At 38.2% G+C, this 25,137-nt stretch carries 21 protein-coding genes and 1 pseudogene; 9 read left to right on the forward strand and 13 right to left on the reverse strand.

Features of this window, described 5'->3' with window-relative positions:
* The first annotated feature begins 122 nt into the window (after positions 1–122).
* From H3R29_RS03375 to H3R29_RS09220, 5 genes are all read left to right on the forward strand, one after another.
* On the forward strand, positions 123–920 hold the full coding sequence (locus tag H3R29_RS03375) for a DUF6612 family protein (protein WP_198202608.1): 798 nt from the start codon (positions 123–125) through the stop codon (positions 918–920).
* A gap of 339 nt (positions 921–1,259) precedes the next feature.
* Positions 1,260–2,024 carry a hypothetical protein gene (locus tag H3R29_RS03380; protein ID WP_198202609.1) on the forward strand — a complete coding sequence of 255 codons (765 nt, stop codon included), beginning with the start codon at positions 1,260–1,262 and terminating at the stop codon, positions 2,022–2,024.
* 36 nt (positions 2,025–2,060) lie between these two features.
* Entirely contained in the window at positions 2,061–2,834 is a 774-nt protein-coding gene (locus H3R29_RS03385; protein WP_198202610.1) for a hypothetical protein, read from the forward strand.
* A gap of 98 nt (positions 2,835–2,932) precedes the next feature.
* On the forward strand, positions 2,933–3,898 hold the full coding sequence (locus tag H3R29_RS03390; RefSeq protein ID WP_198202611.1) for a Gfo/Idh/MocA family protein: 966 nt from the start codon (positions 2,933–2,935) through the stop codon (positions 3,896–3,898).
* Positions 3,899–4,130: 232 nt separating this feature from the next.
* Positions 4,131–4,388: a DUF4573 domain-containing protein gene (locus H3R29_RS09220; protein WP_370567383.1), complete on the forward strand. Its 258-nt coding sequence runs from the start codon at positions 4,131–4,133 to the stop codon at positions 4,386–4,388.
* On the opposite strand, the pseudogene H3R29_RS09225 reads toward H3R29_RS09220, so the two are convergent.
* The 10 genes and pseudogenes from H3R29_RS09225 to H3R29_RS03440 all read right to left on the reverse strand — a co-directional run.
* Positions 4,367–4,870, reverse strand: a pseudogene (locus H3R29_RS09225) (SLAP domain-containing protein); the annotation flags it as partial. The gene H3R29_RS09220 and the pseudogene H3R29_RS09225 sit on opposite strands and share 22 nt — an antisense overlap.
* Positions 4,871–5,069: 199 nt before the next feature.
* A complete protein-coding gene (locus H3R29_RS03400; RefSeq protein WP_198202613.1) occupies positions 5,070–6,551 on the reverse strand; it encodes an SLAP domain-containing protein in 1,482 nt (493 codons plus the stop codon).
* 186 nt (positions 6,552–6,737) lie between these two features.
* Positions 6,738–8,567: a cation:proton antiporter family protein gene (locus H3R29_RS03405; RefSeq protein ID WP_198202614.1), complete on the reverse strand. Its 1,830-nt coding sequence runs from the start codon at positions 8,565–8,567 to the stop codon at positions 6,738–6,740.
* Positions 8,568–8,696: 129 nt separating this feature from the next.
* Complete coding sequence (locus tag H3R29_RS03410; RefSeq protein ID WP_198202615.1) at positions 8,697–9,851, reverse strand: SLAP domain-containing protein; 1,155 nt, start codon at positions 9,849–9,851, stop codon at positions 8,697–8,699.
* Positions 9,852–9,897: 46 nt separating this feature from the next.
* A complete protein-coding gene (locus H3R29_RS03415; RefSeq protein WP_198202616.1) occupies positions 9,898–11,115 on the reverse strand; it encodes a glucosaminidase domain-containing protein in 1,218 nt (405 codons plus the stop codon).
* A 121-nt stretch (positions 11,116–11,236) separates the two neighbouring features.
* Positions 11,237–11,728: a sigma-70 family RNA polymerase sigma factor gene (locus H3R29_RS03420; protein WP_198202617.1), complete on the reverse strand. Its 492-nt coding sequence runs from the start codon at positions 11,726–11,728 to the stop codon at positions 11,237–11,239.
* A 235-nt stretch (positions 11,729–11,963) separates the two neighbouring features.
* Complete coding sequence (locus H3R29_RS03425; RefSeq protein ID WP_198202618.1) at positions 11,964–12,734, reverse strand: hypothetical protein; 771 nt, start codon at positions 12,732–12,734, stop codon at positions 11,964–11,966.
* Positions 12,735–12,939: 205 nt separating this feature from the next.
* Positions 12,940–14,799, reverse strand: coding sequence for an SLAP domain-containing protein (locus H3R29_RS03430; protein ID WP_198202619.1), 1,860 nt, complete (start codon positions 14,797–14,799; stop codon positions 12,940–12,942).
* Positions 14,800–15,331: 532 nt separating this feature from the next.
* The gene (locus H3R29_RS03435) at positions 15,332–15,580 is read right to left on the reverse strand and encodes a DUF2922 domain-containing protein (RefSeq protein WP_198202620.1); all 249 of its coding nucleotides are present in this window, start codon (positions 15,578–15,580) and stop codon (positions 15,332–15,334) included.
* A gap of 41 nt (positions 15,581–15,621) precedes the next feature.
* Positions 15,622–15,840: a hypothetical protein gene (locus H3R29_RS03440; RefSeq protein ID WP_046325553.1), complete on the reverse strand. Its 219-nt coding sequence runs from the start codon at positions 15,838–15,840 to the stop codon at positions 15,622–15,624.
* A gap of 215 nt (positions 15,841–16,055) precedes the next feature.
* On the opposite strand from H3R29_RS03440, the gene H3R29_RS03445 reads away from it, so the two are divergent.
* The 4 genes from H3R29_RS03445 to H3R29_RS03460 all read left to right on the forward strand — a co-directional run bounded on the left by H3R29_RS03445 (position 16,056) and on the right by H3R29_RS03460 (position 20,145).
* Positions 16,056–16,919 carry a hypothetical protein gene (locus H3R29_RS03445; RefSeq protein ID WP_198202621.1) on the forward strand — a complete coding sequence of 288 codons (864 nt, stop codon included), beginning with the start codon at positions 16,056–16,058 and terminating at the stop codon, positions 16,917–16,919.
* 258 nt (positions 16,920–17,177) lie between these two features.
* Positions 17,178–17,636, forward strand: coding sequence for a hypothetical protein (locus tag H3R29_RS03450; RefSeq protein WP_198202622.1), 459 nt, complete (start codon positions 17,178–17,180; stop codon positions 17,634–17,636).
* A 121-nt stretch (positions 17,637–17,757) separates the two neighbouring features.
* Positions 17,758–19,788: a KUP/HAK/KT family potassium transporter gene (locus H3R29_RS03455; RefSeq protein WP_198202623.1), complete on the forward strand. Its 2,031-nt coding sequence runs from the start codon at positions 17,758–17,760 to the stop codon at positions 19,786–19,788.
* A gap of 156 nt (positions 19,789–19,944) precedes the next feature.
* Complete coding sequence (locus H3R29_RS03460) at positions 19,945–20,145, forward strand: hypothetical protein (protein ID WP_110446623.1); 201 nt, start codon at positions 19,945–19,947, stop codon at positions 20,143–20,145.
* 274 nt (positions 20,146–20,419) lie between these two features.
* Here H3R29_RS03460 and H3R29_RS03465 read toward each other — a convergent pair whose 3' ends face one another.
* From H3R29_RS03465 to H3R29_RS03475, 3 genes are all read right to left on the reverse strand, one after another.
* Positions 20,420–21,667, reverse strand: coding sequence for a CPBP family intramembrane glutamic endopeptidase (locus tag H3R29_RS03465; protein ID WP_198202624.1), 1,248 nt, complete (start codon positions 21,665–21,667; stop codon positions 20,420–20,422).
* 144 nt (positions 21,668–21,811) lie between these two features.
* Positions 21,812–23,761 (reverse strand): M13 family metallopeptidase, encoded by a 1,950-nt coding sequence (locus tag H3R29_RS03470; protein ID WP_198202625.1) that lies wholly within the window; start codon positions 23,759–23,761, stop codon positions 21,812–21,814.
* Between the two features lie 95 nt (positions 23,762–23,856).
* On the reverse strand, positions 23,857–25,077 hold the full coding sequence (locus H3R29_RS03475; RefSeq protein WP_187157305.1) for an MFS transporter: 1,221 nt from the start codon (positions 25,075–25,077) through the stop codon (positions 23,857–23,859).
* Between the last annotated feature and the right edge of the window lie 60 nt (positions 25,078–25,137).

The raw sequence follows: 25,137 nt of genomic DNA on the forward strand, positions 1-25,137 counted from the left end.
TATTTTACACATTTACATTTTGTTTTCATAGGTTTTAGGGTTAAAAATCGTTTTTTAAATTCAAGTTTTAAGATACAATAGAAATAATAATGATTATAAGAAAAGAGATCATCTAACTAGTTATGAAAATTAAAAAATTAATGCTGGGCCTAAGCTTAATGGCAGCTTTAATTGCTGGTGGTTGCTCGAAGCCAAAAAAGCAAAGCGAACCAATTTTAACTAAAAGCCAAGTAATCAAATGTTCACAGAAATCTTTTAAGAGTGGGCAGGCAAAGCAGGTTATCACTTTGGGTACTGATACTTCGAACCAAGTTGTGGCCACTACTGCCCTCTTTGGAGGCAATCCCACCGTTTTTCAACTTAATTCCCAAACACAGGCTAAAGGCAAAACCCAGTCTGCACAAGAGTGGGTTGATAATTCCAATCATATCTATATTAATGGTGAAAGCAATTGGTACAAGAGCGACTTTAACAAATTAACTGGCCATTCATACGTTGATTTATTAGACTCCATAGTCAACAACCCCATGTTAATGGATCCGCCAGCGGCTCTTACAAAAGCTTATAAAATGACACGTAAGGGGCAAACATATACGCTAGACGCAACAGTTAAAGACCAAAAGACCATAAAGAAGGCGCTTGATCCCATTTTTATCACTAATAATCAAAGCTCAAAGCAACAAACGATTTACCGTAAAATAGCCAAAATAGGTAAGATTCAAGGTATGACCGCAAAGCTAGTGGTTAAAAATAAGAAGCTTTATACGTTTCAATACTTAGTTAAAATTAAAGTAAACAAATTAATGCGCTTCAGTGCTGGTCAAAGTTATGGCAACATAGGCAGCAGAGACTTTTTAAAGATTCCTAATAATGCACTTAACGCCAAGCCATTACCTGAAACAAGTAAAAAGAAGAAATAACTATTATTAATGTGAACCCTAAAACCAGCAAAGTTTATGGGGTTCTAGTTAAGGACTTACTTTCCTACTAAGCAGAAGCTAGTCCTTTTAATTTAGAAAAAACGCCGAATAATGAAATGAGTCCTGCAAATTAAGCAACTTGCGGGACTATTTTTATGACCGGATTATCTACAAATCAAGCTCTACCACCAATGGCAACAGGATTATTCAGACTTTTATTTGGTCAAGACCTGTTGGGCAGACTAATATATAATTTTTAATAAAAATTTAACTAAAAAAGGTATACAAAAGTTTTTTTAGCTATAAAATATAGTTATCTTAAAAAAGGAGATGTTACCAATGAAATTTAAGAAAATCATTTCGGCTTTGCTGTTATCCGTCGCCTTAGTTGGTGGTGGGCTATTTCATGCCCAGTCAGTAGAAGCAGCCTTAAGCAAAAAGCAGGCAATTGCAGTTATTGCAAAGGATGAACAAAATCCCACTAGTTTGCAAATGGAACAAACAACAACGACCAAATATAGGAAAAAGACTACAACTACCACAGAACAATCCGTTTTTAATAGTCAAAAGGGGTTATTTCACATCATCAGCACAACAAAAACCGGAAAGAAAACTGAGACTACTGAGCAATGGGTAGATTTAGACAGCAAGCGCCTTTATTCTAAGCAAAAAGGCCAATGGCAGTACGATACCTTACCAGACTTTTTGATTACAGAACTAAATAAACTAAAAAATAGTAAAGCGCTTAAGAAATATAATAAGGGTATTTATCAGGAAATGGGCAAGAATGCCAAAATCACCAATAATAATGAAACTTACACGGTTAAAGGTAAAGTTAGCGGTAAGAAATTATTACGAAGTACTCTAGGGATGCTAGGTCAAGCAAATACAAAATCCTTACTAAAGAGTTTTAAATTTAGCAATTGCAAGTTTGTTTACACCATTAAGGATCAAAAAGTTGTAAGTACCTATGTTAGCCTTAAAGCAAGTTTCGCCAAAACTATACATGTTCGAGTAAAGCAAAGTAAGAGTAATTTTGGTGACTTTAACGACTTACAATTACCCGATGAGGTTAAAAACGCACCGGCTAACCCGTTAAAATAATATAAAGTGTTTTTAATAATTAAGAGGTATTTAATCATGAAATTTAAAAAACTAATTTCTACTGTATTATTATCTGCCGCCCTTGTTGGTGGTGGTTTGACTCACGCCAAAACAGTTGACGCAGCGTTAAATAAAAAGCAGGCTGTTGCGATTGTTAACAATAAAAAGGCGGAACCAACCAGTGGTCAATACGTTTTCACCACTAAGATTAAAAGTGGTAAGCAAAAACTGGGTTTTGATGCCCATGGCACCTTCGTTACCAAACCTCAACTAGTGCAATCTATTACTATTGTCAGAGCTGGTAAAAACAAAGGTAAAGTAGAACAATGGGTTGATCTGACTTCTAACCGCCTTTACACCAAAGTAGATGGTAAATGGCAATATATACCTCTTGAAGACAGTGAAACTGCACAGCCGGACATGCAAAAATATGAAAGTACAATTAAGAAATTTACCAAGAGTGTTAAACATGATTTCAACAAGAATGCCCGACTTGGTCATAAAAAAGGCGTTTATACTCTCAAAAGTAGCGTCAATATGACCAAAGCAGCCAAACTTTTAAACCAGATTTTTAAAGATTATAAGGTGGACACCAAGTCTTTCAAAAAACACGTTAAACTCAGCAAATGCTACGTTACTTTCACTCTGAAAGACGAAGAAGTAACAGACTACGCTGTTTCCTTTAAGATGAATTATGATAAAAAGACACCCGCATCTTTCAAACTTAAAATGTTTGGCTTTGGTGGCTCTGACTCTTTAAGCCTACCTGACGAAGTTAAAAATGCGACCCCAGACCCCAGCTACAACTAAATAATCTAAAATGATAGGGTTCTCCAGATCTATTCGATGAGATAAAATAAGGGTGTTAACTCTTTTAAATATTTTCATCAGTAAAATGGAGGTCCAAAATGAAATTAGGTATTATTGGCAGTGGTAAAATTGTCCATGACTTCTTAACTACTGCAGCTAAAATTAAAAATTTGGAACTAGCAGCAATCTCTACGACTAAGCGCAGTCGCCATATCGCTGAAGATTTAGCTAAGCAGTACGGTATTAAAGAAGTCTTTGCGGATAACAATCAGTTGTGCAATGACGACAACGTAGACACCGTTTACGTCGCCGTACCTAACTTTTTGCATTATGACGTTGTTAAAAAAGCCGTTTTGGCTGGCAAAAATGTTATTTGTGAAAAGCCCTATGTTGAAACCGTTGCTCAAGCTCAAGAACTTAAAAAAATAGCTGATGATCATAACGTAATTATTGTCGAGGCTATCACCAATATTCATTTGCCAAATTATAAGGAAATCAAACGAAAATTAACCAAAATAGCGCCTATTCATATCATCTCTTTGAACTATACGCAATACTCCAGCCGCTATGATGATTTCTTGCGTGGTAAGATTGCTCCCGTTTTTGATCCGGCAAAAGACGGTGGCACCTTAATGGATTTAAATATTTACAATATTCATTTAGCCGTTGGTCTTTTTGGCAAACCGGAAAAGGTGCAATATTACCCAGTGATCCAACAGCATATTGATACTTCCGGTATACTTAACTTAGTTTACCCAGATAAGCAAGCTGTTTTGATTGCTTCAAAGGACAGCTATACTACGCCAAGATCCTTTATTGAGGGTGAAAAAGGCACTATCTATTTTGATGGTTCAACGGGTGTAATCAAAAACTTTACCATTGAACGAAGAAATGGTGAAAACAGTGAATTCAACTTTAACCAATTTGATCATCGGATGGCGAGTGAATTTACAGACTTTGTTGAAATTATTGACAATCACGATACTGCTGCAGCTGACAAATTGTATGATCATAGCGTAGCTGTAATGGCTGTTCTAGCTCAAGCAAAAGAGTCGATCAAATAAATAAAATTAAAAGCGCAGTTACCTCTAATTTTTAGAGGAACTGCGTTTTTGAATATAAAAAGAGGCCTAAAAGTCCGGTAATACATTTTAGTATTTATCAGGGATACCATTTAGGTCTCTTTTGCTAGTAATATTAAATATTATTTACTTTGAAGGAGTAGTATTAGCGGATGAACTGTTAGAGCCGGTTGAACCAGTCGAGCCAGTTGAACCGTTAGAACTAGTCGAGCCAGTGGAGCCGTTAGAACTAGTTGAACCAGTTGAACCGTTGGAACTAGTCGAGCCAGTTGAACCATTAGAACTGGTGGAGCCAGTTGAACCATTAGAACTGGTGGAGCCAGTTGAACCGTTGGAACTAGTCGAGCCGGTTGAACCGTTAGAACCAGTCGAGCCGGTTGAACCGGTTGAACCAGTTGAGCTAATTGGCGTAACGTTTGTCTCGTCTTTAGCTAAAGCACTTACTTTAATGTATCCAGCTGAAGTTGAGTAATATTTCTTACCCTTAATTTTAACAGTACCACCATAAACGGTAACTTTTTGGCCTTTACGAACTTTACTCTTCTTTAAAGCTTTACCACTTCTGGTTACCAAAACTGTGTTTTTAACTACTTGAACAGTTTTACCATCAACATTAACGGCTTTAATATATTGGTTTTTGCCAATCTTATAGTAAACCTTGCCTTTAACAGTCTTTTTGCCAAGAACACTAACTTTTTGGCCAACCTTAACTGTTACCTTAGTCTTAACTAACTTCTTGCCTTTTTTCTTGTAAACAGCAGAATTTGCACCAACTTTTTTAGTTTTATTAGCTTTTTTAGCAGCACTAACTTCAGTTGGAGTACTACCTAAAGCATTGACAGGCAATTGATTTACGCCAACTGCTAACAATGTTGCACCAGCTACAGAAACTATCATTTTTCTATAAAAACTATTTTTACTCATATTGAGCCTTCCTTTTTCCATTGACAACATTTTGACGTACTTAGTTAAAAATTAAGAACGCTATAACTCTTATTGAGTTACATGGCTTATATTCTAGCACTATGAAAAAAGAATATAAATATTAATAAGTTAATTCTTTAACTTTATTTATAAGTCTGACTAAAAATGATAATACTGTTTCTATAAATAATTTGCTTTTTTTAGTAACTGAAATATTACTGTTATATTGTTATGGCATCACAACCACAGCCGAATAAACAGTAGTTTTCTCAAAGGCTGCTCCTAGACCAATTGTTCTGGCAGCAGGATTAAGCAATACGTCCCGATATTTCCCATCTCTAGTTATATTATTGTTAAGATATTCGTAAAGAATGCTGCTGGCAACCTCTTCAGTTGATCCACCATCAAGTGCAAGTTCTAGCATGTTTGTAGTGCGATTAATAGTCCACTCCCACGAAAAACTGGCAATACATTCTCCCAATATGGGATAATCAATGCCCCTTTCTTGAAAAGCCTTTTGTAAAATAGACCTTCCAGATTTATCATAAAGTCCAAAATTCTTGATTAAATCCTGGGCACGTTCTTGAACAATCTTGTCATAAGTAGGGTCTGCTGTTAATTTGGTTAAGCCCCGACTAACCCGCTCCTGATTAAGTTCCCTTAAAAAGACTTGTCTAAATTTACTAGGTGAAAATTCATTTGTATGAGAGTCTGAAACATTCTCACTAGCAGCACTAGGATCTGGTAAATTAGCGGAGGCTGTATCCTGTGCCGCATCATCAGAGATATCCTCCTGATTAAGATTTGTCTTGTCTTCGGGTATTTTTGGTGCAGAAGCATTTTTACCATTAGCTTCAGAGTCTTCCTGAACCACATTAGCACCAGATGCATCTGCAAGAGCATCCGCATTATGTGGATTTTGTGCAGTATTGCTATCATTAGTACCTTCAGACTTATCAGAGTTCTCTGCCCCATTTGCATTTGATGCACTATTAATATGGTTATTATTAGTTTCACCCTGAATAGTCTTATTTACATTAGGAGTAAAACTATTGCTTGGCGTATTATTCATGCTAGAGCCATTAAATGCCAACGTGGTGGCAGTTTGCGTCTCATTATAATCAATACTTTTTGCCAATTCGTTAGTAATATTTACTGCAGGCGACAGAGTTTTAATCACCTGCTCAGTTGATTTCACCGCTAAATTTATCTGGGCTAACACACCCTTCCTGATGTAACCGTGTCTAGTGGCGTAGCATTTCTTGCCCTTAATTACCTTTGGCGCACCAAAAATCCTGATTTTTTGTCCTTTGTGAACTGCTTTTACTTTTTTGCCATTTCGAGTATAAAGTACCGTATCTTTGGTTACTTGATAAATTTTGCCTTGAATGTTAACGGCTTTAACAAATTTATTTTTACCAATGCGATAAAACAGTTTACCCTTAACAGTTTTTTGGCCATAAATACGTACTTTTTGACCCGCCTTGATGATTTTCTTGGATTTAACCAGCTTTTGGCCCTTGCGGACATAGACAGCGGAATTGGTTCCCACCCTTTTTATTCTTCTAGTTCGACTACTTTTCTTAGCCACATTTACTTTTTCCGGCATGGCATTTAAGACACTCGGCGGCGCTTGCTCTAAAAACCCTGTTAGCAAAGTTACGGTGGTCAAAGAAACGATCACTTTCTTGCAAAGATTATTTTTACTCATATCTAAACCTTTCGATAATTAAAAATGAAAATTATTATAACTATACAAGAGTAAATTTTAACTGAGAACTAAAAAATACAGTCAGCCACTTCTTAATTTTTGTATCATTTTCTAACCCAGAAAAATTTGCAATTAAAAAAGACTGATAGTCAAAATCAGTCCTTTGTTAGTCAATATAATTAGCAATTATTTTTTGCCGATAACCTTGCGCATACGATCAGCTGCCTGATATTTTGCGGTGAAAATCAGTTCATCACCTAATTCAATGACAGTGTGACCATGCGGCACCAGCCACTCTTGCCCCCGGCGAATACGGCTGACAGTGATGTCATGAGCCACGTCCCAGTCCATCAGTTGCCGACCAGAATACTGCGTATTGCGGACGACAACAGAGTAAACCGCGTTTTTTGTATCACTCAAGACACTATAGAGAGCGGGTGATTCAATTAGTGCTCGTAAGAGTGCGGAAGTAATATTACTTAAGTCAAAGACTTCCATACCGCTCTTGCGCAATTCCTTGACCCTGGCAATATCAGCACGCTTTTGACAAATAATAATGCGCTTAAAGTCACCCTGCTCTTGTGCCAGCTGGCCTAGGCGCAAATTAGTATCGTCAGACCTCATGGCCGCAACGAAAATATCACCAGTAAAGGCACCGGATTGTGCCAAGCTCTCACTATCCAATGGGAATAATAATTTTAGCTGAGGCACGCGACTTTGATAAATATGATAGTGTTCGTTACTGGTAGTAAACATCTTAACCGAATACCAGTTATCATGCAGGTCAAGCATTACAGGAACAGTCAAGGCATTCGTACCCAAAATCACGACTTTTTCTTTAATGCGATCTTCTGCTTTTAATTTAAAAATGGCATTAAATAAAATCGGACACAGAATGCAGACGATCACAGCAGCCAAGATAAAAACATCTGATTGCAACCTTGTGATGACGTTTAATTTACGTGCTACTGCTAAAGTCGGAAGCACTATAGTAATGGTAGTTGCGGTTAAAAAGCCACCGGCAATACCATTTCTGCTGCCGAATTTTTGCGCGTAAACCAAAGCAACGGGTACTTTAGCCAAGAACAGAAACAAAACTAATATTGGTAATAAAATCAGTGATTTTGGGTGGGCCAACAGTGACCTTAAATTAAGCTTTGCTCCCGTCATGATAAAGAAAATAGGAATGAAAAAGCCATAGCCAATTGAGGTCAACTTATCTGCTGTTTCCTGGCTGGGTTCCAGCAACTTCATGACAATGCCGGCTAAAAATGCCCCCAGGATGTTTTCTACTCCTACTCTCTCTGCTACCGTAACCAAAGCAAATATTAGAAAGAAGGCTAAACGGACATCCAACTGAGTGGTTGATTTGGTCACCTTTACAAACCATAAGTACGGCTGCTTAAAGCGCCACAATAATAGGATAGCAACGCCAAAGAGCAGAATAATCAGCCACAACTGCTTAGTGTTACCGCCATTAATGGCTGCATAAACCGTTAAGAGCATTAAGGGAATTACTTCCCCTAAAACTGCAGTTAGTAAAATTGTCTGACCGATGGGCCTGTTTAAAATATCTTTTTCCTTTAAGGTAGCAATCACCACGCCTAAAGCAACAGTCATAAAAATGATGGTTGCCAGCATGACGTCACCAAATAAACCTAACATCTTTAACAATAATGCTAAACAGATAGACAAAATTGTCACACCTAAAAAGGCGTTGAGTGCCACTTTCAAGGGAGCGATCTGACCCTTTTTCCTTTTGGACTTTTGCCCCGGCTTTAACAAGTCAAAGTTAATTTCCATCCCTGACAAAAACAACAACAAGATTACGCCTAAATTTGACAGAAAAGACAGGTCATGAGTCGGTCGGACGAGATTGAAGCCACTTGCACCTAATACAATACCAATAATAATTTCTGCAACTGCAGTCGGAACCGCATTAACCCTTAAACGCGCCATTAATATAGGTACTACCAGCGCAAACAAAACAACTAAGAATAAAGACAACTGTGCCACAAGGAATGCCCCCTCATTTATTCTTAGTCGATTATACAAGAAATTGCCAAATGAAGAAAATAATACGGGTGAGAAATAACAAAATGACCCCCAAATTTGGGGCCATATCATAACCTGTTTCTTTATTTGTTACTTAAAATTGACTGCTTTGACAAAGCGGTTGGTATCAATTGGGTAATACATTTTGCCACCAATATTGATGCGACCACCGTAAGTACGAATAGAAGTACCACGTAAAAGTTTTGAATTATCACTGCGAATTCCGGTAGTATCATAAACATAAGCATTATGAGTTAAAATTCGCTTAGTACCAACAATGTTGCTGGCAACAACGTATTCATTTTCACCAATTTGTAAGTACTTTTTACCATTGATGGCTTGCTCTTGTGCCACCGTCACCACTGTACCTGCAGTTTTCAATGCAGCAGTAGTACGATTGCCCTGGGCATCATAAGTATAGGCATCGTGCATTAAAGTCTTGTTGCCAGTTGGTGCCTGAGAGACGGGGTCAGAATCAGTGTTAGAATCAGAAACCACCGGATCATTTGTGCCAACGTTATTATCTGGCACTGTGGTATTAGAAGTTTCAGCCGCCTGCAAGTCATAATAATATTTGAGCAAGGAGAAAAAGTCATTCATCGAATAGCCCCATTTTTGGAAGTAGCCATCCGGATCGGTATGATTGGTACCCCCTAAAAAGCGCGATACAGCGTGGTGCGACCAAATAGTTCCCGTGCCCGTATTTGAAGCATTTACTGGCGTAATGTTATAGCGGTGCAATAACTTAGCGGCATAGATAGCATCATTATTAACACTTTTAGCAAATTTGTTGCGCGTGTTTTCCCGACACAGTTCAATTTGAATAAAGCGATTGTTGGCAATTGCGCCCGCACCCCAAACGCCATAGTTGGGCGTCATCATTTGAATAACTTGCTTACTGTCGACAAAAGCGTGAACGTAGGAATACATATTCATCCATTCACGGTTGAAGTAAATGGCTTCGTTATAGGCGGAAGCTCCAGGGGTAGCAGTCTCATGGATGACAATACCCTCAGGTGTTCCTTTTCGATACTTGATTTTATTGCCTTTAGCATAAAATTTGTTATACTTAATATTCTGTGTCTGCAACATTTGATACAAAAATGTCTCGCCGACATAGCTGTTTTGTTTTGCGATTGAATTAATTGAGGCAGCTTTAACTACCTGTGCGTGATTAACATTAAAAATAGGTGCAACTAAACCTACTCCGATAGCAATAGTAGTTATTAGTTTCTTTATCTTCATCTAAATTTTCATTCCTTATTTCTGCTTTTTATCGTTTGACCCTGATCTAGAAATTGCCTTTCTTAATATACTGGTGAATACCAATTCTATAATACTTATGACCATAAATATTAATTGCACTGCCAAAGGTTGCGACTGACTGCCCCTTCTTCATCACCAGCTGATTGTCACGGTTGCCGTAATCGTTATAAACATAAGCATTCTTTTTTAAAGGTCTCACTGTGCCATCAATATTGCCGCTGGCAATATACTGGTTTTCGCCAATACGGTAATACTTTTTACCGTTAATAGTTTTAGTACCGTAAGTCGCAATTACTTTACCAGTATTAGGTACCTTAATTGCCTTGAGCTTTTTAACACGTTCACCCTCAGAGTTATAGACATAAGAATTGTGCATTAAAGTCTTGTTGACCTTTTTTTCACCCTTAGGCGCTTGCGAAGCAGGAGGAAGTGCGCTGCCCAGGTCTAAAAGCGTATCATTAACCCAGCCCTTGCCGGAGATATACATGCGCTTTTTACCATTATAATAGGTAATGGTCTTCGTAACGGTAACGGCATCGCCCTTAGCAACGGAATTAGTCTTAGCTGAAACCGAATGGTCAGTAGGCCACGCATAAGTAGCGCCCGCTTTCTTGACAACATAAGACTTGCTGGTGTTTGAAACCGTAGGGTCATATTGCGTCAAATTGTAGTTAGTAATTCTGGCATTCAAGGTCGTATTGTACTTACTGTCAGTCGCATACGTACCAGTTAGCGCCTGAGTGGCATCTGTATAAGAAGCAGCGTTTTCCAACCAGGCTCCTTGATAGCGATCAGGCTGCCAAGTTACACCTAAGCGCAGCTTCTTACCATTATCATCAAAAGAATCCTGACAAGAGTCATATTTTCTAAACTTAGCGGTTACGTAATAGCTCTTGCCGTTCTTATCTTCTTCACGAGTCTTAGACGAATATGTTGCTCCGGGCCAGTCGTCATTGGCTTTCATGCCAAATAAGTTATTGGCGTTGACTGCCAAGCCTGACTTGCCCCAATTAGATTCTACGATTGCCTGGGCAATCATCACTGAAGGATATAAGCCGTATTTCTTTGATACCTTCTGTGCCTGTTTAGACATAGTATTTAAAAACGCAGTTTCATCCGCAGTAGCCGCAGATACTTTCTCAGCATGTACTGGAGAATTGGCAATTAAGTTGTTGGTAACCGGCATTACCACCGCTGAGGCGAGGACAGCTGTCGCAAAACCAGTGATTAGTCTTTTCTTCATAAATAATGTTTCCTCCTTAACCGACACCTTTATTGTATCGGGCAATTAGACTATAAACAATAGCTGCACTTGAATTGTAGTCAAAAAGTAATATAGATCGTTTTTATATTACAAATAGTAATTATTTTTCTAAAATTTCACGTAGGTGAATTAACAAATTATGCTTGCTTCTTTGCAGCTGAACCCGGCTCACATGAGCTTCTTGAGCCAAGGCACTGATAGTTTGACCACCAATTAAGTGATTAATAAATAGCAATTTCTCTATCTTGTTCATATGAGCAAGTTCACCCTTAAGAACCAGCTGATTATTCCAGTTAGTCATTAATGTAGCTTCTGTGAGCGAATCAAAGGCAATTTCTTCTTCAGATTGACGCTGCCTTTTGCGCAACAGATCAATAGTGTGCCAGATAATTTTGCGAAAACTCAGCCGATCTACTTCAGAACGCTTCTTATCTGCTAACTTGGTTAACATTTCCGCGTATATTAAAATACCTTCTTGAAAAAGGTCTTCATAATTAGTATAGTCCACTCTGACGTGGGCGGCTTTTAAAGCGCCTCTAACTAATTTTTGGTTGTCCCATGCCGTTAAAAATGCCTTCTGGTTAATCTTCATTTGTGACGTTTCCTTTATGTGATTTTGTCACAAGCGCTTGTGCCCCTATAGATTAACAAGGTTTATTAAAATAGCAAAAACATAAAATGAGGCGTTGATTATACTATCACTGACTTTTTTAATAAAAGTAAAAATTTCCCTAATCCTAGTTGCAGATAGCCTAATAACGCGCAATTTCTGGGTGAAAAAAGAGTTAAAAAAATACACGAATCAATCAATTGATTCGTGTAGCAAGCTAATATAAGCTGTCGGGTCTCTTGCTGGAATAGTAGGCCTTCTTATGTGCCTCGATCATTTGGGGTAATTCATAAAAATCCGCTAAACAGTTACCGTAGCGTAGATGCTTTTTATCCAGAACTTCCGTCATAATGCTTTTGAGACTTAAATTGGCCAGAGATTGATGCGGATGAAAATTAGCCGGTTGATCAATCAGAGATTTGCCATGAAATTTCCTAACCCGCCAGCCTAAATTCTGCTCTAAATGATTGCTGTTGAGCACATAGAGGGCATGGTTAAAGAATAAGCTGTTACATATCTTATCTGTTAAATGCCGGCTGCAGTTGCGGTAAGCAAAAAGGTATTTGTTGTCGCTAATACTGACAGTTTCAAAGACAAACGTGTGGTTCTGCAAGGGTTGATAGTCGGCCATTTGATGGAGCGCAACCCAGTCAAGATTACTGGTGTTGTAGCTGCGAGTGGAAAAGTAAGCCAGTTTGCCAGTAGCTATGACGTTGTGTCCTGCTAAACCAATTTGACGGGCAAATTCACGCTGAAACTCAAGGCCGGCAAACAAGCACTTTTGCGCAAATGAAGTCAGGTGAGACTTGGTACTACGACCACTTAAGACTATGCCGCACTTACTGTCAAAAATGGCGCTTTTGAACTTGCCCCACAGCGGCTGATTTTGAAACTGATACAAGGCAATGGTGCTGGCACTAACACAGTATTCTTCATCAAACACCAGATAGTCTAAAATCTTCTTATCTTCTGCTATGCGCTGGCGCAATAACCTTTCTGACCAGATGGGATAGTCCTTACTTGGGGGTAAGTTGCAAATGGTATTATCTTCTTTTATCATTTAAACTGCTCCTAATTTTAAAATTGATAAAAGCCATTATACCAATATTGTTATCGCTTGCATAGCTTAAAAAGGCAACAAAAAAACGGAAATGTAACACATTTCCGTTTTCGTGTAATTAACTAAGAATTAATTACTTAAAGTTAGCAACTTTAACGTATTGCTTCTTAGGTCCGCCGATACGGTAGTAAGCCTTACCATTCTTGAATGTGTAAGGTGAACCATAAGTAACAACAGTTGCACCCTTCTTCAATACGCGTCTGTCAGCACGCTTCTTAGAGGTCTTGTAAACATAAGCGTTGTGTGACAATACACGAGCAGTACCATCAATGTTGTCAGCCATTACGTATTGGTTGTCACCAATCTTGTAAGCAAGGCTGCCATCTGCAAGCTTAGTTGGAGTACCGTAAACATTTACAGTGCTGTAAGCTGCAAGCTTGTTAGTACCAACACGCTTGTGGTTCTTGTCGTAGATGTAAGAGTTGTGCATAACTGTCTTAGGTGTTGCAGGAACAGGTTTAACAGTACCGTCAACATACTTAGTTTCTACGAACAAGTTGGAATCAAGACCATTAATTCTAGTGTATGTCTTGTCACCAACTTTAACTGGATCACCAAATGTAGCAATTTGGTCACCATTCTTAATAGTTGTGGTAGTAGTAGTTACTACGTTACCTTCAATCTTGTATACTGGAATTGTATCAGTATCAGCTTGAACAGTTACATAAGTAGCACCCTTTTGACCAACAGTCACATAGAATGTAACCTTAGTAGTTCTACCTGCTGCATTAGTAGCACTAACTACAACTGGGTATCTACCAAGAACTTTAGTATTTACCTTGCTTGAATCAATACTAATTGGCAAATTAGTTCTGTCAGATGCACTAACTCTAGCTGTGAAGGCTGCACGAATAGCACCTTCATCTACATAACCATTTAATGGAATATAATTGAATGCTGCATCGCCAATAGAAGAAATCTCTACTGTACCTGCCATATCAGTCTTATTGTTCTTGCTTCCAGCATATTCAGTATAATCAATTTGTGGATATGTTTCATCACCAAATGATGGATCTGGAAGAACAGTTACACTAAATGTTCCAGTGTTATGGTTAGTAGCACTTACTCGTAAAGTAAGAGTAAATGGACTAGTTGGTCTAGCAAAACTATTATCAGCTCTAACAGTTATACCGGCAGCCTTAAGACCATCTCTTACGTCCTGCTCAATGTTTGTCCAGAAACTTGTAGCCGCATTATTACCTACTTGAGTAGTTGCAGGAACATATTTATCAGTGATTTTATTAATAAGACCACTAATTGTATCAGCAAATACTACTGAACCTTGGGTAACACGTGTTCCGTAAATGGTATTACCATTTTTATCTTGTGTATCCTTAGTTTTTACATATGGATAACCTTGTCTAGAAGCATCATTAATTGAGAATGCTTGACTTCCTAATACAAGATGAACACTTCTACTTGGAGAAGATTTAACTGCAGTAGTACTATCGTTCACAAAATAATTGTGATCAGCAGCTAAACCACTAATATCCATTGAAAGTACAGCAACATAAATGCCACCCTTATGGAAGTTAGTGACAGGTTGTGCACCACTATTTACAGTAGCTTGACCATCAGCCCCTACAGATACTTGTTGAGCATCATAAACTTTAACATCAGATACATTATTAACTTGACTTAATGCAAATCCGTTAGGCATATGATTCAAATTAATAGCAACACTTAAATTGCTGTTGGAAACTGCATCACCATCAACTACATTTGCAGCAACATCAGCAGATACAGTTAAGTTAAGGTGATCATTGTCACTTGTAGTTAAGTTGTTGCTGTTGATTTTAGCAGTCAGAGCCCCAGTATTTGCTGTAGTAGTAGTTGAAGTATCAGCTGAAACAGTTGAAACAGCACCTGCAGCAACTGGTGCAACAGCTAACAAAGCAGCAGCAGCACTAACAATTCTTAAATTTTTCTTCATGTGGTCTTTCCTCCTTGTGTATATACAAAATAGTAATAGACTATAGGTTCAGTCGTTATGAGCCTACATTGTTACAACACCCTTCGAGCTGAAATCATAAGTTTATAACTCTTATGAGGTAGCCTTCAAGCTGAAGAACGCGCATGCGTACAGGCTATCGAACCTGAAGCATAGTTATTACTTACCACATTTCATATTGTACTAACCTTTTGCTTAAATTGCAAGGCATCCAATTATTTTACACACTTTTGTAACAAACGCTTACAGCTGTAAAATAGATATGTAAAGTTCCTATTCTTATAAAAACGTTGTGCAACAATGCTTTGCGGGTTTTCTGGTCAATTTTAGTCAAAAAGACTTTTTTATTTGCCGGTAAATTTTACAAAATAATAACAAAAAAACTTTTTATAAAGTAAAAAAGGCTGCACTTAACAATCTGAGTGCAACCCTTTCCTTTATTAATATTTACTCTCGTCTTAAAATCCGCCTGACTTTAGCAATCAATTTGCTAATCAGTTTCAGTATCTGCAAATTACAGAGACTGATCCGCAGTATTATCAAACAAACTAGTAACAGTTCGTTCAACGTATGCAGCAGATTGAGGAGTTTGATATAGACTCACCCCTTCTTGTTCAAATGCATCAGCATTTGCTATTGTAGTCATTGCCCTTTTAACTTCCACGCCGGTTAGGTTAGCCGCAGCGTTAGCCAAGGACAAATTAACCTTTTTGCCCGCACCATTTAAAAATACTAATTGTAACGTCTTGGTTTTAGTTTCCATATTATATACTCCTATCCCACTTAATTATTGACTGACTGGTTTTAATCTCTTGCTAATGAAATGCCCTGCTTTTGAATTAAGGTTGCCGCTCCCAGTTCATCGCCTTGCAAGTGAGCTAGTGCGTTTCCGACTTTAGCTAAACTGTCTGCTGCAACGCCCCGTTTAACATTCTTCAAATTGCGTGTTTTAGCGCCTTGTTTGCCATACTTGGAGTTTAAAAATGTGTATTGGACTGCTTGATCTAATAATGCAAAATTCATAGTATCTTTCTTCCCTTTTTTAATTTATCTTAATGCTGTAATCAACCCGCGCGCCAGATGTCTTACACTATTACTAACGAATTGGCACCGTAGAATGTAACTTTTTAGTCGTAATTTTTTAGCTAAAACAAGTGAAAAAACACCATTAAGTAGTCAAATCTGCTTAAACCATCTATAATTAAACTAAGTATGAGTAAGGAGGATAAGTTCCTATTATGAAAAAAACGACAATTGGTACGATTGTGGCAGTAGTAATTATCGCTATTGGTGGTGGCGTCTTTTATGCCACCCAAAAATCTAACAGTGATAAAGTTAATGCTTCCTATAACAGTGCAATGACTACCGGTAAAAATGCAGTTGCTGACAAAGACTACTCAGAAGCAAGCTCCGCATTTGCCAAAGCTTTCAGAATTAAGAAGACTGACCAGGCTAAAGCTTATAAAAACCAATCGGACAATATGACTTCTGCAATTAAGGCTACTAAAAAGGGTAAATATGATGATGCCTTAAGCAAAACTGCAGACGTAATTCAAAGAAAAAACGGCTACTCCGTTTTAGTAAAACAAGGTAAAAATCTCAAAGCTACTATTAAAGATGTGCAGGACAACTATGAGCACGAAATTCGGCCTATCTTTCTTGCTGCATCCCAAGCCGAGCTGAATAAACAATACCTCAAAGCCGCTGACGAGTATCAGAAAGTCCTAGACTTGCCATATATCGACGGACAATACTACAGCCAATATAAGAAAGAAGCGGAAAAGGGACTAAAGAATAACCAAAAGGCTGCTAAAGACGGCACAAACGGTAACGCAGCTCAAAGCTACAAAGCTATTTCCGGTAAAGGACCAGACACGGGCAATGCTGGTAAGACCGGTGAAGGAGCAATGGGCAACCATAAGGTAAACGGCAAGACCGTTACTAAGAAGCAGATTGCGCAATTGCGTAAGCGTGTAGCTAAGTTCGGTTATGACGCTACTTCCTGGAGTCCACAAGACTTAATCGATCTTTACAGAAAATCCGGCAGAACTAAACCAAGCAAGATTACCAGAAAAGACATCCAAGATTATCTCAGACCATAATCACGATTTTTAGATCCCTGAATTAAGCAAAATCGCCTTGAACTGCTAAACTGCAATTTAAGACGATTTTTCTTGTCAAAGTTTTAACTATTCAGCAGTTTTTTGTGAGTGGGTAAAAATGCTATAATTTTATTAAAATTGAGAAAAACTACTATTATGTAAAGGGTAAATTGCTCCAATAGTTGCTTTTATAGTCTAAACTCTGTAAAATGACTATTGACTTTCACGTTTCCTATTTTTATTAAAGGAGTGTCTGCTTTGACTGATAAAGAAAATAATACCAAAGAGAAAGATAACGAAAAACAACAAGATAAAGATAAAGAAAAAGCTAGAAAAGAAAAGGAACTTAAGGTTGTTATGCCTGAGGCTGAGTGGTCTACCATGCCGCAGAAAGAATTCGCGCAGCAGCCGGATTACCTTATAGTATTCGCTGACTTCTACATCGCACAATTTAATCAGCGCGACTTAGAAATCATGAACTTATACGATACTAATTCCAACATGGTGGATATTAATCATTATCTTCTTAACAACATTCACTTTACCCGCAAAGAATTAGTTAAACATGTATTACAATATCATGCGCAAAATTTCCAAAATATAATTGATGAAATTGCGGCTAAAGATGGTGTTGAAGCAGAAAAAATGACATCATACAAGGATTGGGATAACTGGTACGAAGACCGCCGCAATAAAATTTCAGCTTCTTTATCATAATTTACTTGTACTAAAGCAAAAAAAAGAACAAAATAGATACTTGAATGAGAATGCCACATTGACATTCTTTTTTACTTAAAAATGAATAGTTCAATCTTGTCTATGGGAGTACATATTTACTATGGATAAAAAGAAGAAGCGGATCTCAGCTGCCGGTTTGTTAATTACCATCGGTATCGTTTACGGTGATATCGGTACTAGTCCGCTCTATGTAATGAAGTCAATCGTTACGGGTAATGGTGGTATTGCCAACGTTGATCGGGAACTGATCTTAGGTTCAATCTCGCTGATTTTCTGGACAGTCACGCTGCTAACTACCGTTAAGTACGTTATGATTGCGCTTAAGGCCACTAACCGTGGTGAAGGTGGTATTTTCGCTTTATACGCTTTAGTACGCAAAAGAGCCAAGTGGCTGGTGATGCCAGCATTGATTGGCGGGGCAGCGTTATTAGCCGACGGAACATTGACGCCGGCCGTGACCGTTACAACCTCAATCGAGGGACTAAAGAACATGCACTTTGGTTCCCACGTTCCCGTTCCTAATCAGAATGCCGTCATCATTATTACGATTGTCATCCTGCTGGTACTGTTTTCAATTCAAATGCTGGGCACCAGCAGTATTGGCAAGGCCTTTGGTCCGATTATGTTTGTCTGGTTTACCTTTTTAGGTTTGATCGGTATCTATAATATGGCTAACGACTGGTCAATTCTGGAGGCATTGAATCCGGTTTGGGCTGTTAAAGTTCTCTTCAGCCCCTCTAATAAAGCCGGTATTTTCATTTTGGGCTCAATCTTCCTAGCTACGACTGGTGCCGAGGCGCTGTATTCTGATGTTGGTCACGTTGGTAAAGGTAACATTCGCGGATCATGGCCTTACGTCTTTTTATGTTTGTCACTTAATTATTTGGGACAAGGAGTATGGATACTGCAAAACCCGCACTACCAAACTAATGGCGGTGAACTCAATCCTTTCTTTGAGGCCGTGCCAACTAATTTGCGCTTGTTCGCCATCATCTTAGCCACAGTTGCCGCCATTATCGCCTCCCAGGCTTTAATCACCGGCTCATTTACACTGGTATCCGAAGCAAGTGGTCTGAAGTTTTTACCACGGATGAATATTAATTACCCTACTACCAAGCATGGTCAAATTTATATTCCTTCCGTTAACAAAATGATTTGCGTTGCTACTATTGCAATCGTCATTTTCTTCCGGACTTCAGAACACATGGAAGCAGCCTACGGTCTGTCAATCACGGTCACAATGTTAATGACTACTCTGCTTCTTTTTGAGTACTTGGGTTCAAAACACCATCCGCTAATATTACGTCTGTGCTTCTTACTTGCTTTTGGCTTTATCGAAGGCATGTTCTTAATTTCCAGTCTAACCAAATTCATGCATGGCGGTTATGTTACCGTCTTAATTGCCGGTTTCATTGGCGTTATCATGTTCATTTGGTACTTCGGCAATAAAGTCCGCGACAAGCACGAAGGTGCTCATTCCTATGTACGTTTGGATGAATACACTGATATGTTAACGGACCTAAGTCATGATGATGATTATCCTACTTATGCGACTAATCTGGTCTACATGGCAAAAGTTAAATACAATAAGTTTATTAAACGGGAAATCATGTACTCCATCTTGGATAAACGGCCTAAACGCGCTCAAGCCTACTGGTTTGTCACTGTTAACATTACCAACGAACCGTTTACAGCCAGATACGCCGTTAATACTTTTGGCACTAAAAATGTCATTAACGTGCAGCTGTATCTCGGTTTCAAGAAACAGACCAGTGTCAACGTTTATCTGCGCCAAATTGTTCACGACTTGATTAAAGACGGCACCATTGAGGCTCAACCGCAAGAATACACTACTACCCCAGGTCGTAAAGTCGGCGACTTCTCATTTGTAATCGTTAATGAGGTTGTCAGTCCTTTAACCAGACTAAAGGGCTTTGAAAAAGTAATGTTAAAAGCGCGGGTATGGTTGCAAAACCTATCTTCCAACCCTGCTTCCTGGTTTGGCCTGGAATACACCGATACGGTGGTCGAGCAAGTGCCTTTGATTTTAGGCAAGCCAAGACACAACTTGCACATTAAGCGGGTTGCACCACGTGACTATTCCAACTTAAAGAAAAAAGAAACTGAATAATATAAATAACCGTCCACGACTTGTTAGAGTCGGGGCGGCTTTATTTTAAGCAAAAAGCGTTTATAATAAGTGATATGAAGAAATCATGACCAAGTAGTAAAAGTCTAGTCAAACAGATAGCAGTTGATCGAATTAAGATAGTGAGGTGTAAGTATAATGGATAGAAATATTTTTCTTAAGCAAATGATCGCATTTGCTGTGAGTAAAGGCATAAGTGAAGACCAAGCCCAGCGAATTATGAATAAATATATCGATAAGCTTGAAGTGAGTGACTCCATTGTACAACACATTGGGCCTGAATATTATGCTTATCAAATTTTAATTAATGAAAAGTTGGTAGATTTTGTGGCTCTATAGTTTTTAAAACTAATTAACCCCATAAACCAAATCTCTTTTATTAATCATATGTCTAAACTAGTTATATGAAAACTATTCAAACCAAAAACGCACAAGCTAAAGTCTAGCTTATGCGTTTTTTAATTACTTTGTCAATTATGGAATCAAAATCAATGGTAATTAATCCTGTTGCTTCGGAAAAAATTTTCTTAGAATTTCACTGTCAAACAGATTCTTTCTAATTTCTCCATCTTGCGTAAAATCTTGATGACTTCCTAAACTGCAATTTAAAATATTACATTTGCGCCAAGTTTTTTGCGATTACTTCTTGTCTCCGTTTGGTCCAAATAATAACTAAAGCTATAGCTGCATAAATAGTCACTCTCAAAATGGTTCCCTGCCAATCCATCATAGTAGGTTGCACTGCAGACTTAACTGGATTGCCATATTCGCCGATACCAGCCTGAAGAAATAGAATAAAATCATATAAGCCATGATAGGTCATATTTAACAGTAGCGAATGTGTGTAAAGGTAAATAGCAGCAAGTACCAACCCCGCGCCACTTACCTCAAACATTTGGCGCAAAGTAGTTAATGGCGTTTGATAGGCAATGTTGGTGATATGCCAAAACCCAAAAAGTAGACCATCAAATAACACAATTAAGTATATACGATACTTACTGCTTTGAAAAATTTGCGCAAGAAGAGCAATAACTAAAAAACGCATTAGCCATTCTTCAGCAATCCCTGTTCGTATAGCTGACCCGATAATACCAAGATTAATTTGATCAAAATAGTAACTCAAAGTATCGGCAATGTTATCAACTTTGGCTAAAGGGGATAAAGCAATTAAAAATAAAACTCCCGCTAAAAGCAAAGTTATTAAGCTGGAAAACAGAATTGAGTCATTCCGACTATATAGAAAGTGTGGTTTTTGTATTTTCCAACTGGTCATTACCAAAACAGTAATGATGATTAAAACAGGAATTCCAGACAAACCCGAATTATTTATCTGGTGCAATACCTTGTTGTACCGTAAAGTTCCGGCAATCTTGCTTACAACCCGGACGTCATAGACAACAAACATCAATAGCAAAATTCTGCCCCAATTATTGTTCACCCGACTTAAGGCTAATTTAGCCATTGGAATATACATGATAAGGGAATAAAAAGTAACCAAAAGCATCCAGAAAGTGCCATTGATCAAATGATAGTAATTCAGTAATTTTGTTAGCAAAGACAAACTAATTGGCAAAGTGTAACAAATTGCTATAGTTTCAGTGTAATGGTTAATCAATTGCCATCTTTTCGGCTGTTCACTTTCAGTCTGTAATAAAGAAAATTGTAAACAAACAAAAATAAGAGAGAGTGAAATGGCAAGCCTTTGGTTTTGATTAAAAAGATTTCTATTAACAAAACCCAGAGTAGCGCAAATTAGTAAGATCAATATTTGTCCCACAGTTTGTGCTAAATGAAAAATTTTTATTATCCGATTAGTTTCTGATGTACGTGCTGATACAGCGTTTTGATTGAAATTCTTCATGGTAACTACATTATAGTAAATATAAAATCTGTTTCAATATATCTTTAATCCTTTTTTAAAATAAGTAAAATTATTATTTACCTTTACAAAAAAAGCCATTGTTCTAAATGATTAGAACAATGGTTTTTGATTTATTACTAATAATTACCAAATATGTACTCGTTTTTCTGGGTCGAGCCACATGCCGTCTTCTGGCTTAACATCAAAGGCTTTATAAAAGTCATCTTGACATTGGCTTTGAACGTTGGCACGTAATGGACCAGGTGCGTGAACGTCAACAGCGGTTTGACTCTTAATTGATTCAGTCAGTTGCTTATTAGCCCAAATGCGTGCAAAGTTTTCAAATAATTTCTTTAAGTCATCATTTTCATTCTTTGCAGCTTCAACAGCAGCGGTCAAGCCACCCTGGTCAGCAATATTTTCTGAAACTATTTGCTTACCATTGAGTTTAACCGGACCATATTCGATGCCATCAAACAAATCAATTTCTGCTTGTGTCCTCTTCTTGAATTCGGCATAATCCTCATCAGTCCACCAATTAGTCATGTTGCCCAATTCATCAAATTGTGCACCGTTGTTGTCAAACGCATGAGAAACTTCATGAGCAATTACGGAACCAATACCACCAAAGTTAGCTGCTCTGTCTTGCTTCAAGTCATAGAATGGCTTTTGCAAAATGGCTGCAGGGAAAGTCAGATCATTTCTTTGCGGATCATAGCAGGCGTTAACTAAATTACCTGGCATTGCCCAGATTGTCCGGTCAACTTCCTTGTGCAATTGCTCAATGTTGTATTTTTGCTCTGCAATAATAAATGCACGTTCATTTGCATAAAGGCTGCCACCTTGACTTGCAGGGATAACCTTCAAACGATTATAAATCTCCTCGATTTTATCCGGATAACCAATTTTCAAGACCAAAGCATCAAGCTTAACAATCGCACGCTTTTTAGTTTGTGCAGAAAGCCAGTCATTATTTTGCAGGCGTTCCTTATAAACGTCAAGCATACGGTGAATCATGTCTTCAACGTCTTTTTTAGCATCTTCGCCAAAATAAGTCTGACCATAATAAACACCGACTACTTCACTAAAGGCGCCGTTGGCAATGTGGTAAGCTTGCTTTTCACCACTAGACAACTTAGGCTGGCCATATAAAGCCTGGCTAAATGGGAACGCTGCTTCCCGGAAGTCTTGTGACAAGGAGTCGGCATCCGCGTTAATAAAGGTAACAATCATCCAGCCCTTGATTTCATCAAAGTTTTCTTCATTGATAATTTCGTTAATGTGATCCAAGTAGCGTGGTTCTTCAACAATAATTCGTTCTGGTTCTTCGCCAATTGCTTCTTTCAAGTAGTAAGCAATCTTGAATTTATCAAACTTAGCTTCAAAGTCCTTAATCTTCATTGGATTGTAAGTAGCAGGATAATCTGCCCACTCCTCTGTAGACTTAACGATCTTAGATAGCTTAGCATCAAACTTAATAGCATCTGCTGCATATTTTTCTGCTTGAGCTTGAGCAATACCAGCCATGGTTAAAAGCTTAACTGACTGCTTTTGCAAAGTATCTAATAGTTTTGGCGCATCAGGAGTTTGATAAGTTGTAGTGTCAGGCAAGAAAGTTCCAGGACCAGCAAAATACAAAGCATTAACTTTGGTATTCTTCATGTCAGGTTCAACGCTAAAGCTAAATGGGAGCAAGGCAAAAGTTGCTAAGTCAGGCGCATTTAAGTTGTAGTCAGAAAAGTCCTTAATGCCGTCAAGAATAGCTAAATCGTCCTTAATCGGATCAGCACCTTCTCTATTACGCTTGTCAAAATCGCCTGCTAATTTATAGAGCTTAACTGCCTCACCTAAGTTAGGAACGTTCGGCACTTCTTTTTTACCAGATGCAAAATCGGCAAAATCCTGCATTAAATGCTTTTCAACATCTACATCGATGCCATCAAATGAAGCCATCCGTGAACGGTCTTCAGGAATTTTAGTATTTTTAATCCACTCAGAATTAATAGCCAAGTAAAGGTTGTCCTGTGGACGAGCGGCAACATTAGGTTCAATAATATCGCCACTACCGCCGCGAACAGCAAAATTTTTATTCATTCAGAAAGTCCTCCCTTTTATATCTAAATTAAAAATAGACTAAATTAATCTTATCATTTTAATTAAAGCGTTAATATTAAAAAGCCTTTACAAAATCATTTATAAAGTGTGATATGTTTACGCAACTTTGCGTGAAGGGGCAATAACATTAGCACCATCAGAAAAATACCACAGGCAGCTGTTATGAAAAACGGGATGTAACCCGCACGATCAATTACCATCCCGCCAAATAAGGGGCCAAAGGCCTGACCAATCCCGCGGGCAACATTAATTTCACCCTGATATTTACCTTTACTGGTTGCGGGGGATAAATAGTTAATGTAAGCAGGAACGGCAGGAAAAGCTGTCGCTTCACCTAGCGTCAGCACAAACATTGACAGTGCAAAATGGGCAAAGTCCTTGGCAAAAATCAATGTGGCAAAAGAGATTGCGAACATGATCGTGCCAAAAATAATTTGCTGAAACAGGTTTTTAAAAATATGAGGAAAGCGTGCCAAAATTACCTGGACAGTAACTATAATCGCACCATTAAAGGTCCATAGTAGGCTATACATGTGGAAAGGTATTCCCAAAGACACCATGTAAACCGACAGGTTGGACTCCCAGTTCATATACATTAACCAGGTCACAGCTAAAGAAACCAAAAATCCGACCATCAGCATCACGTTATATTTTGGCATAGGAATCGCCTTGGATTGTGCATCCTTTTTAACACCATTCTTTTTACGGTTTTGGTGAAAAGTGCTGATTGGGCGATAATGGATAGCCGCATTGACGCAAGCAATAGCAAATAAAGATGCTGCCAGAATAAATAAAAATTCAATCGAGAAATCATAGAGATAACCAACAAGCAGAGTACCAGTGACAGTACCAACGTTTTGCGCAAAATAAATCAAATTAAAAACGTAGCGTCCTGAATATTTACGCAAACTCGTCGCAATTGAATTAATCAGCGTGCCGTTCCAGCCACTGATACATCCCGTCATAATCAGCCATATCCAATATTCCGGCCAGCCATGAAAGAACGCCATCATAAACAGAACCAACGCATCAAGGCCTAACCCAGTAACAATTAACGGGTAGGGGTTCAGGCGGTCGTACAAGCGTCCGGCTAAAAATGAGCCTAAGACATTGCTGGCACAATTGCAAAATAAAACAACCCCTATTACAGAAAGGCTGATGTGTAATTGCTTGTTTAAATAAACCGAAGTTAAGGGCCAAACAAAACTTGACCCAATCCACGTGGCCAGTTCCCCCAGTAGTAGCCAACGCAGCTTAATTTCTGTTTCTTCATTAGATCCGTGTTTAAGTTTCATTTATTCAGTCCTTTCTTTTTTTAGATTCCATTTACCAGTTTAGCAAGAAGTATTAAAAAA

This window comes from Lactobacillus sp. M0393 (assembly GCF_016102025.1).
Lineage (GTDB): Bacteria > Bacillota > Bacilli > Lactobacillales > Lactobacillaceae > Lactobacillus > Lactobacillus melliventris.

What these genes read in the sequence shown, in the direction of transcription:
- H3R29_RS03375 (WP_198202608.1), top strand. Translation starts at nt 123, where the DNA reads ATGAAAATTAAAAAATTAATGCTGGGCCTAAGCTTAATGGCAGCTTTA.
- H3R29_RS03380 (WP_198202609.1), top strand. Translation starts at nt 1,260, where the DNA reads ATGAAATTTAAGAAAATCATTTCGGCTTTGCTGTTATCCGTCGCCTTA.
- H3R29_RS03385 (WP_198202610.1), top strand. Translation starts at nt 2,061, where the DNA reads ATGAAATTTAAAAAACTAATTTCTACTGTATTATTATCTGCCGCCCTT.
- H3R29_RS03390 (WP_198202611.1), top strand. Translation starts at nt 2,933, where the DNA reads ATGAAATTAGGTATTATTGGCAGTGGTAAAATTGTCCATGACTTCTTA.
- H3R29_RS03400 (WP_198202613.1), bottom strand. Translation starts at nt 6,551, where the DNA reads ATGAGTAAAAATAATCTTTGCAAGAAAGTGATCGTTTCTTTGACCACC.
- H3R29_RS03410 (WP_198202615.1), bottom strand. Translation starts at nt 9,851, where the DNA reads ATGAAGATAAAGAAACTAATAACTACTATTGCTATCGGAGTAGGTTTA.
- H3R29_RS03415 (WP_198202616.1), bottom strand. Translation starts at nt 11,115, where the DNA reads ATGAAGAAAAGACTAATCACTGGTTTTGCGACAGCTGTCCTCGCCTCA.
- H3R29_RS03420 (WP_198202617.1), bottom strand. Translation starts at nt 11,728, where the DNA reads ATGAAGATTAACCAGAAGGCATTTTTAACGGCATGGGACAACCAAAAA.
- H3R29_RS03430 (WP_198202619.1), bottom strand. Translation starts at nt 14,799, where the DNA reads ATGAAGAAAAATTTAAGAATTGTTAGTGCTGCTGCTGCTTTGTTAGCT.
- H3R29_RS03435 (WP_198202620.1), bottom strand. Translation starts at nt 15,580, where the DNA reads ATGGAAACTAAAACCAAGACGTTACAATTAGTATTTTTAAATGGTGCG.
- H3R29_RS03440 (WP_046325553.1), bottom strand. Translation starts at nt 15,840, where the DNA reads ATGAATTTTGCATTATTAGATCAAGCAGTCCAATACACATTTTTAAAC.
- H3R29_RS03445 (WP_198202621.1), top strand. Translation starts at nt 16,056, where the DNA reads ATGAAAAAAACGACAATTGGTACGATTGTGGCAGTAGTAATTATCGCT.
- H3R29_RS03455 (WP_198202623.1), top strand. Translation starts at nt 17,758, where the DNA reads ATGGATAAAAAGAAGAAGCGGATCTCAGCTGCCGGTTTGTTAATTACC.
- H3R29_RS03460 (WP_110446623.1), top strand. Translation starts at nt 19,945, where the DNA reads ATGGATAGAAATATTTTTCTTAAGCAAATGATCGCATTTGCTGTGAGT.
- H3R29_RS03465 (WP_198202624.1), bottom strand. Translation starts at nt 21,667, where the DNA reads ATGAAGAATTTCAATCAAAACGCTGTATCAGCACGTACATCAGAAACT.
- H3R29_RS03470 (WP_198202625.1), bottom strand. Translation starts at nt 23,761, where the DNA reads ATGAATAAAAATTTTGCTGTTCGCGGCGGTAGTGGCGATATTATTGAA.
- H3R29_RS03475 (WP_187157305.1), bottom strand. Translation starts at nt 25,077, where the DNA reads ATGAAACTTAAACACGGATCTAATGAAGAAACAGAAATTAAGCTGCGT.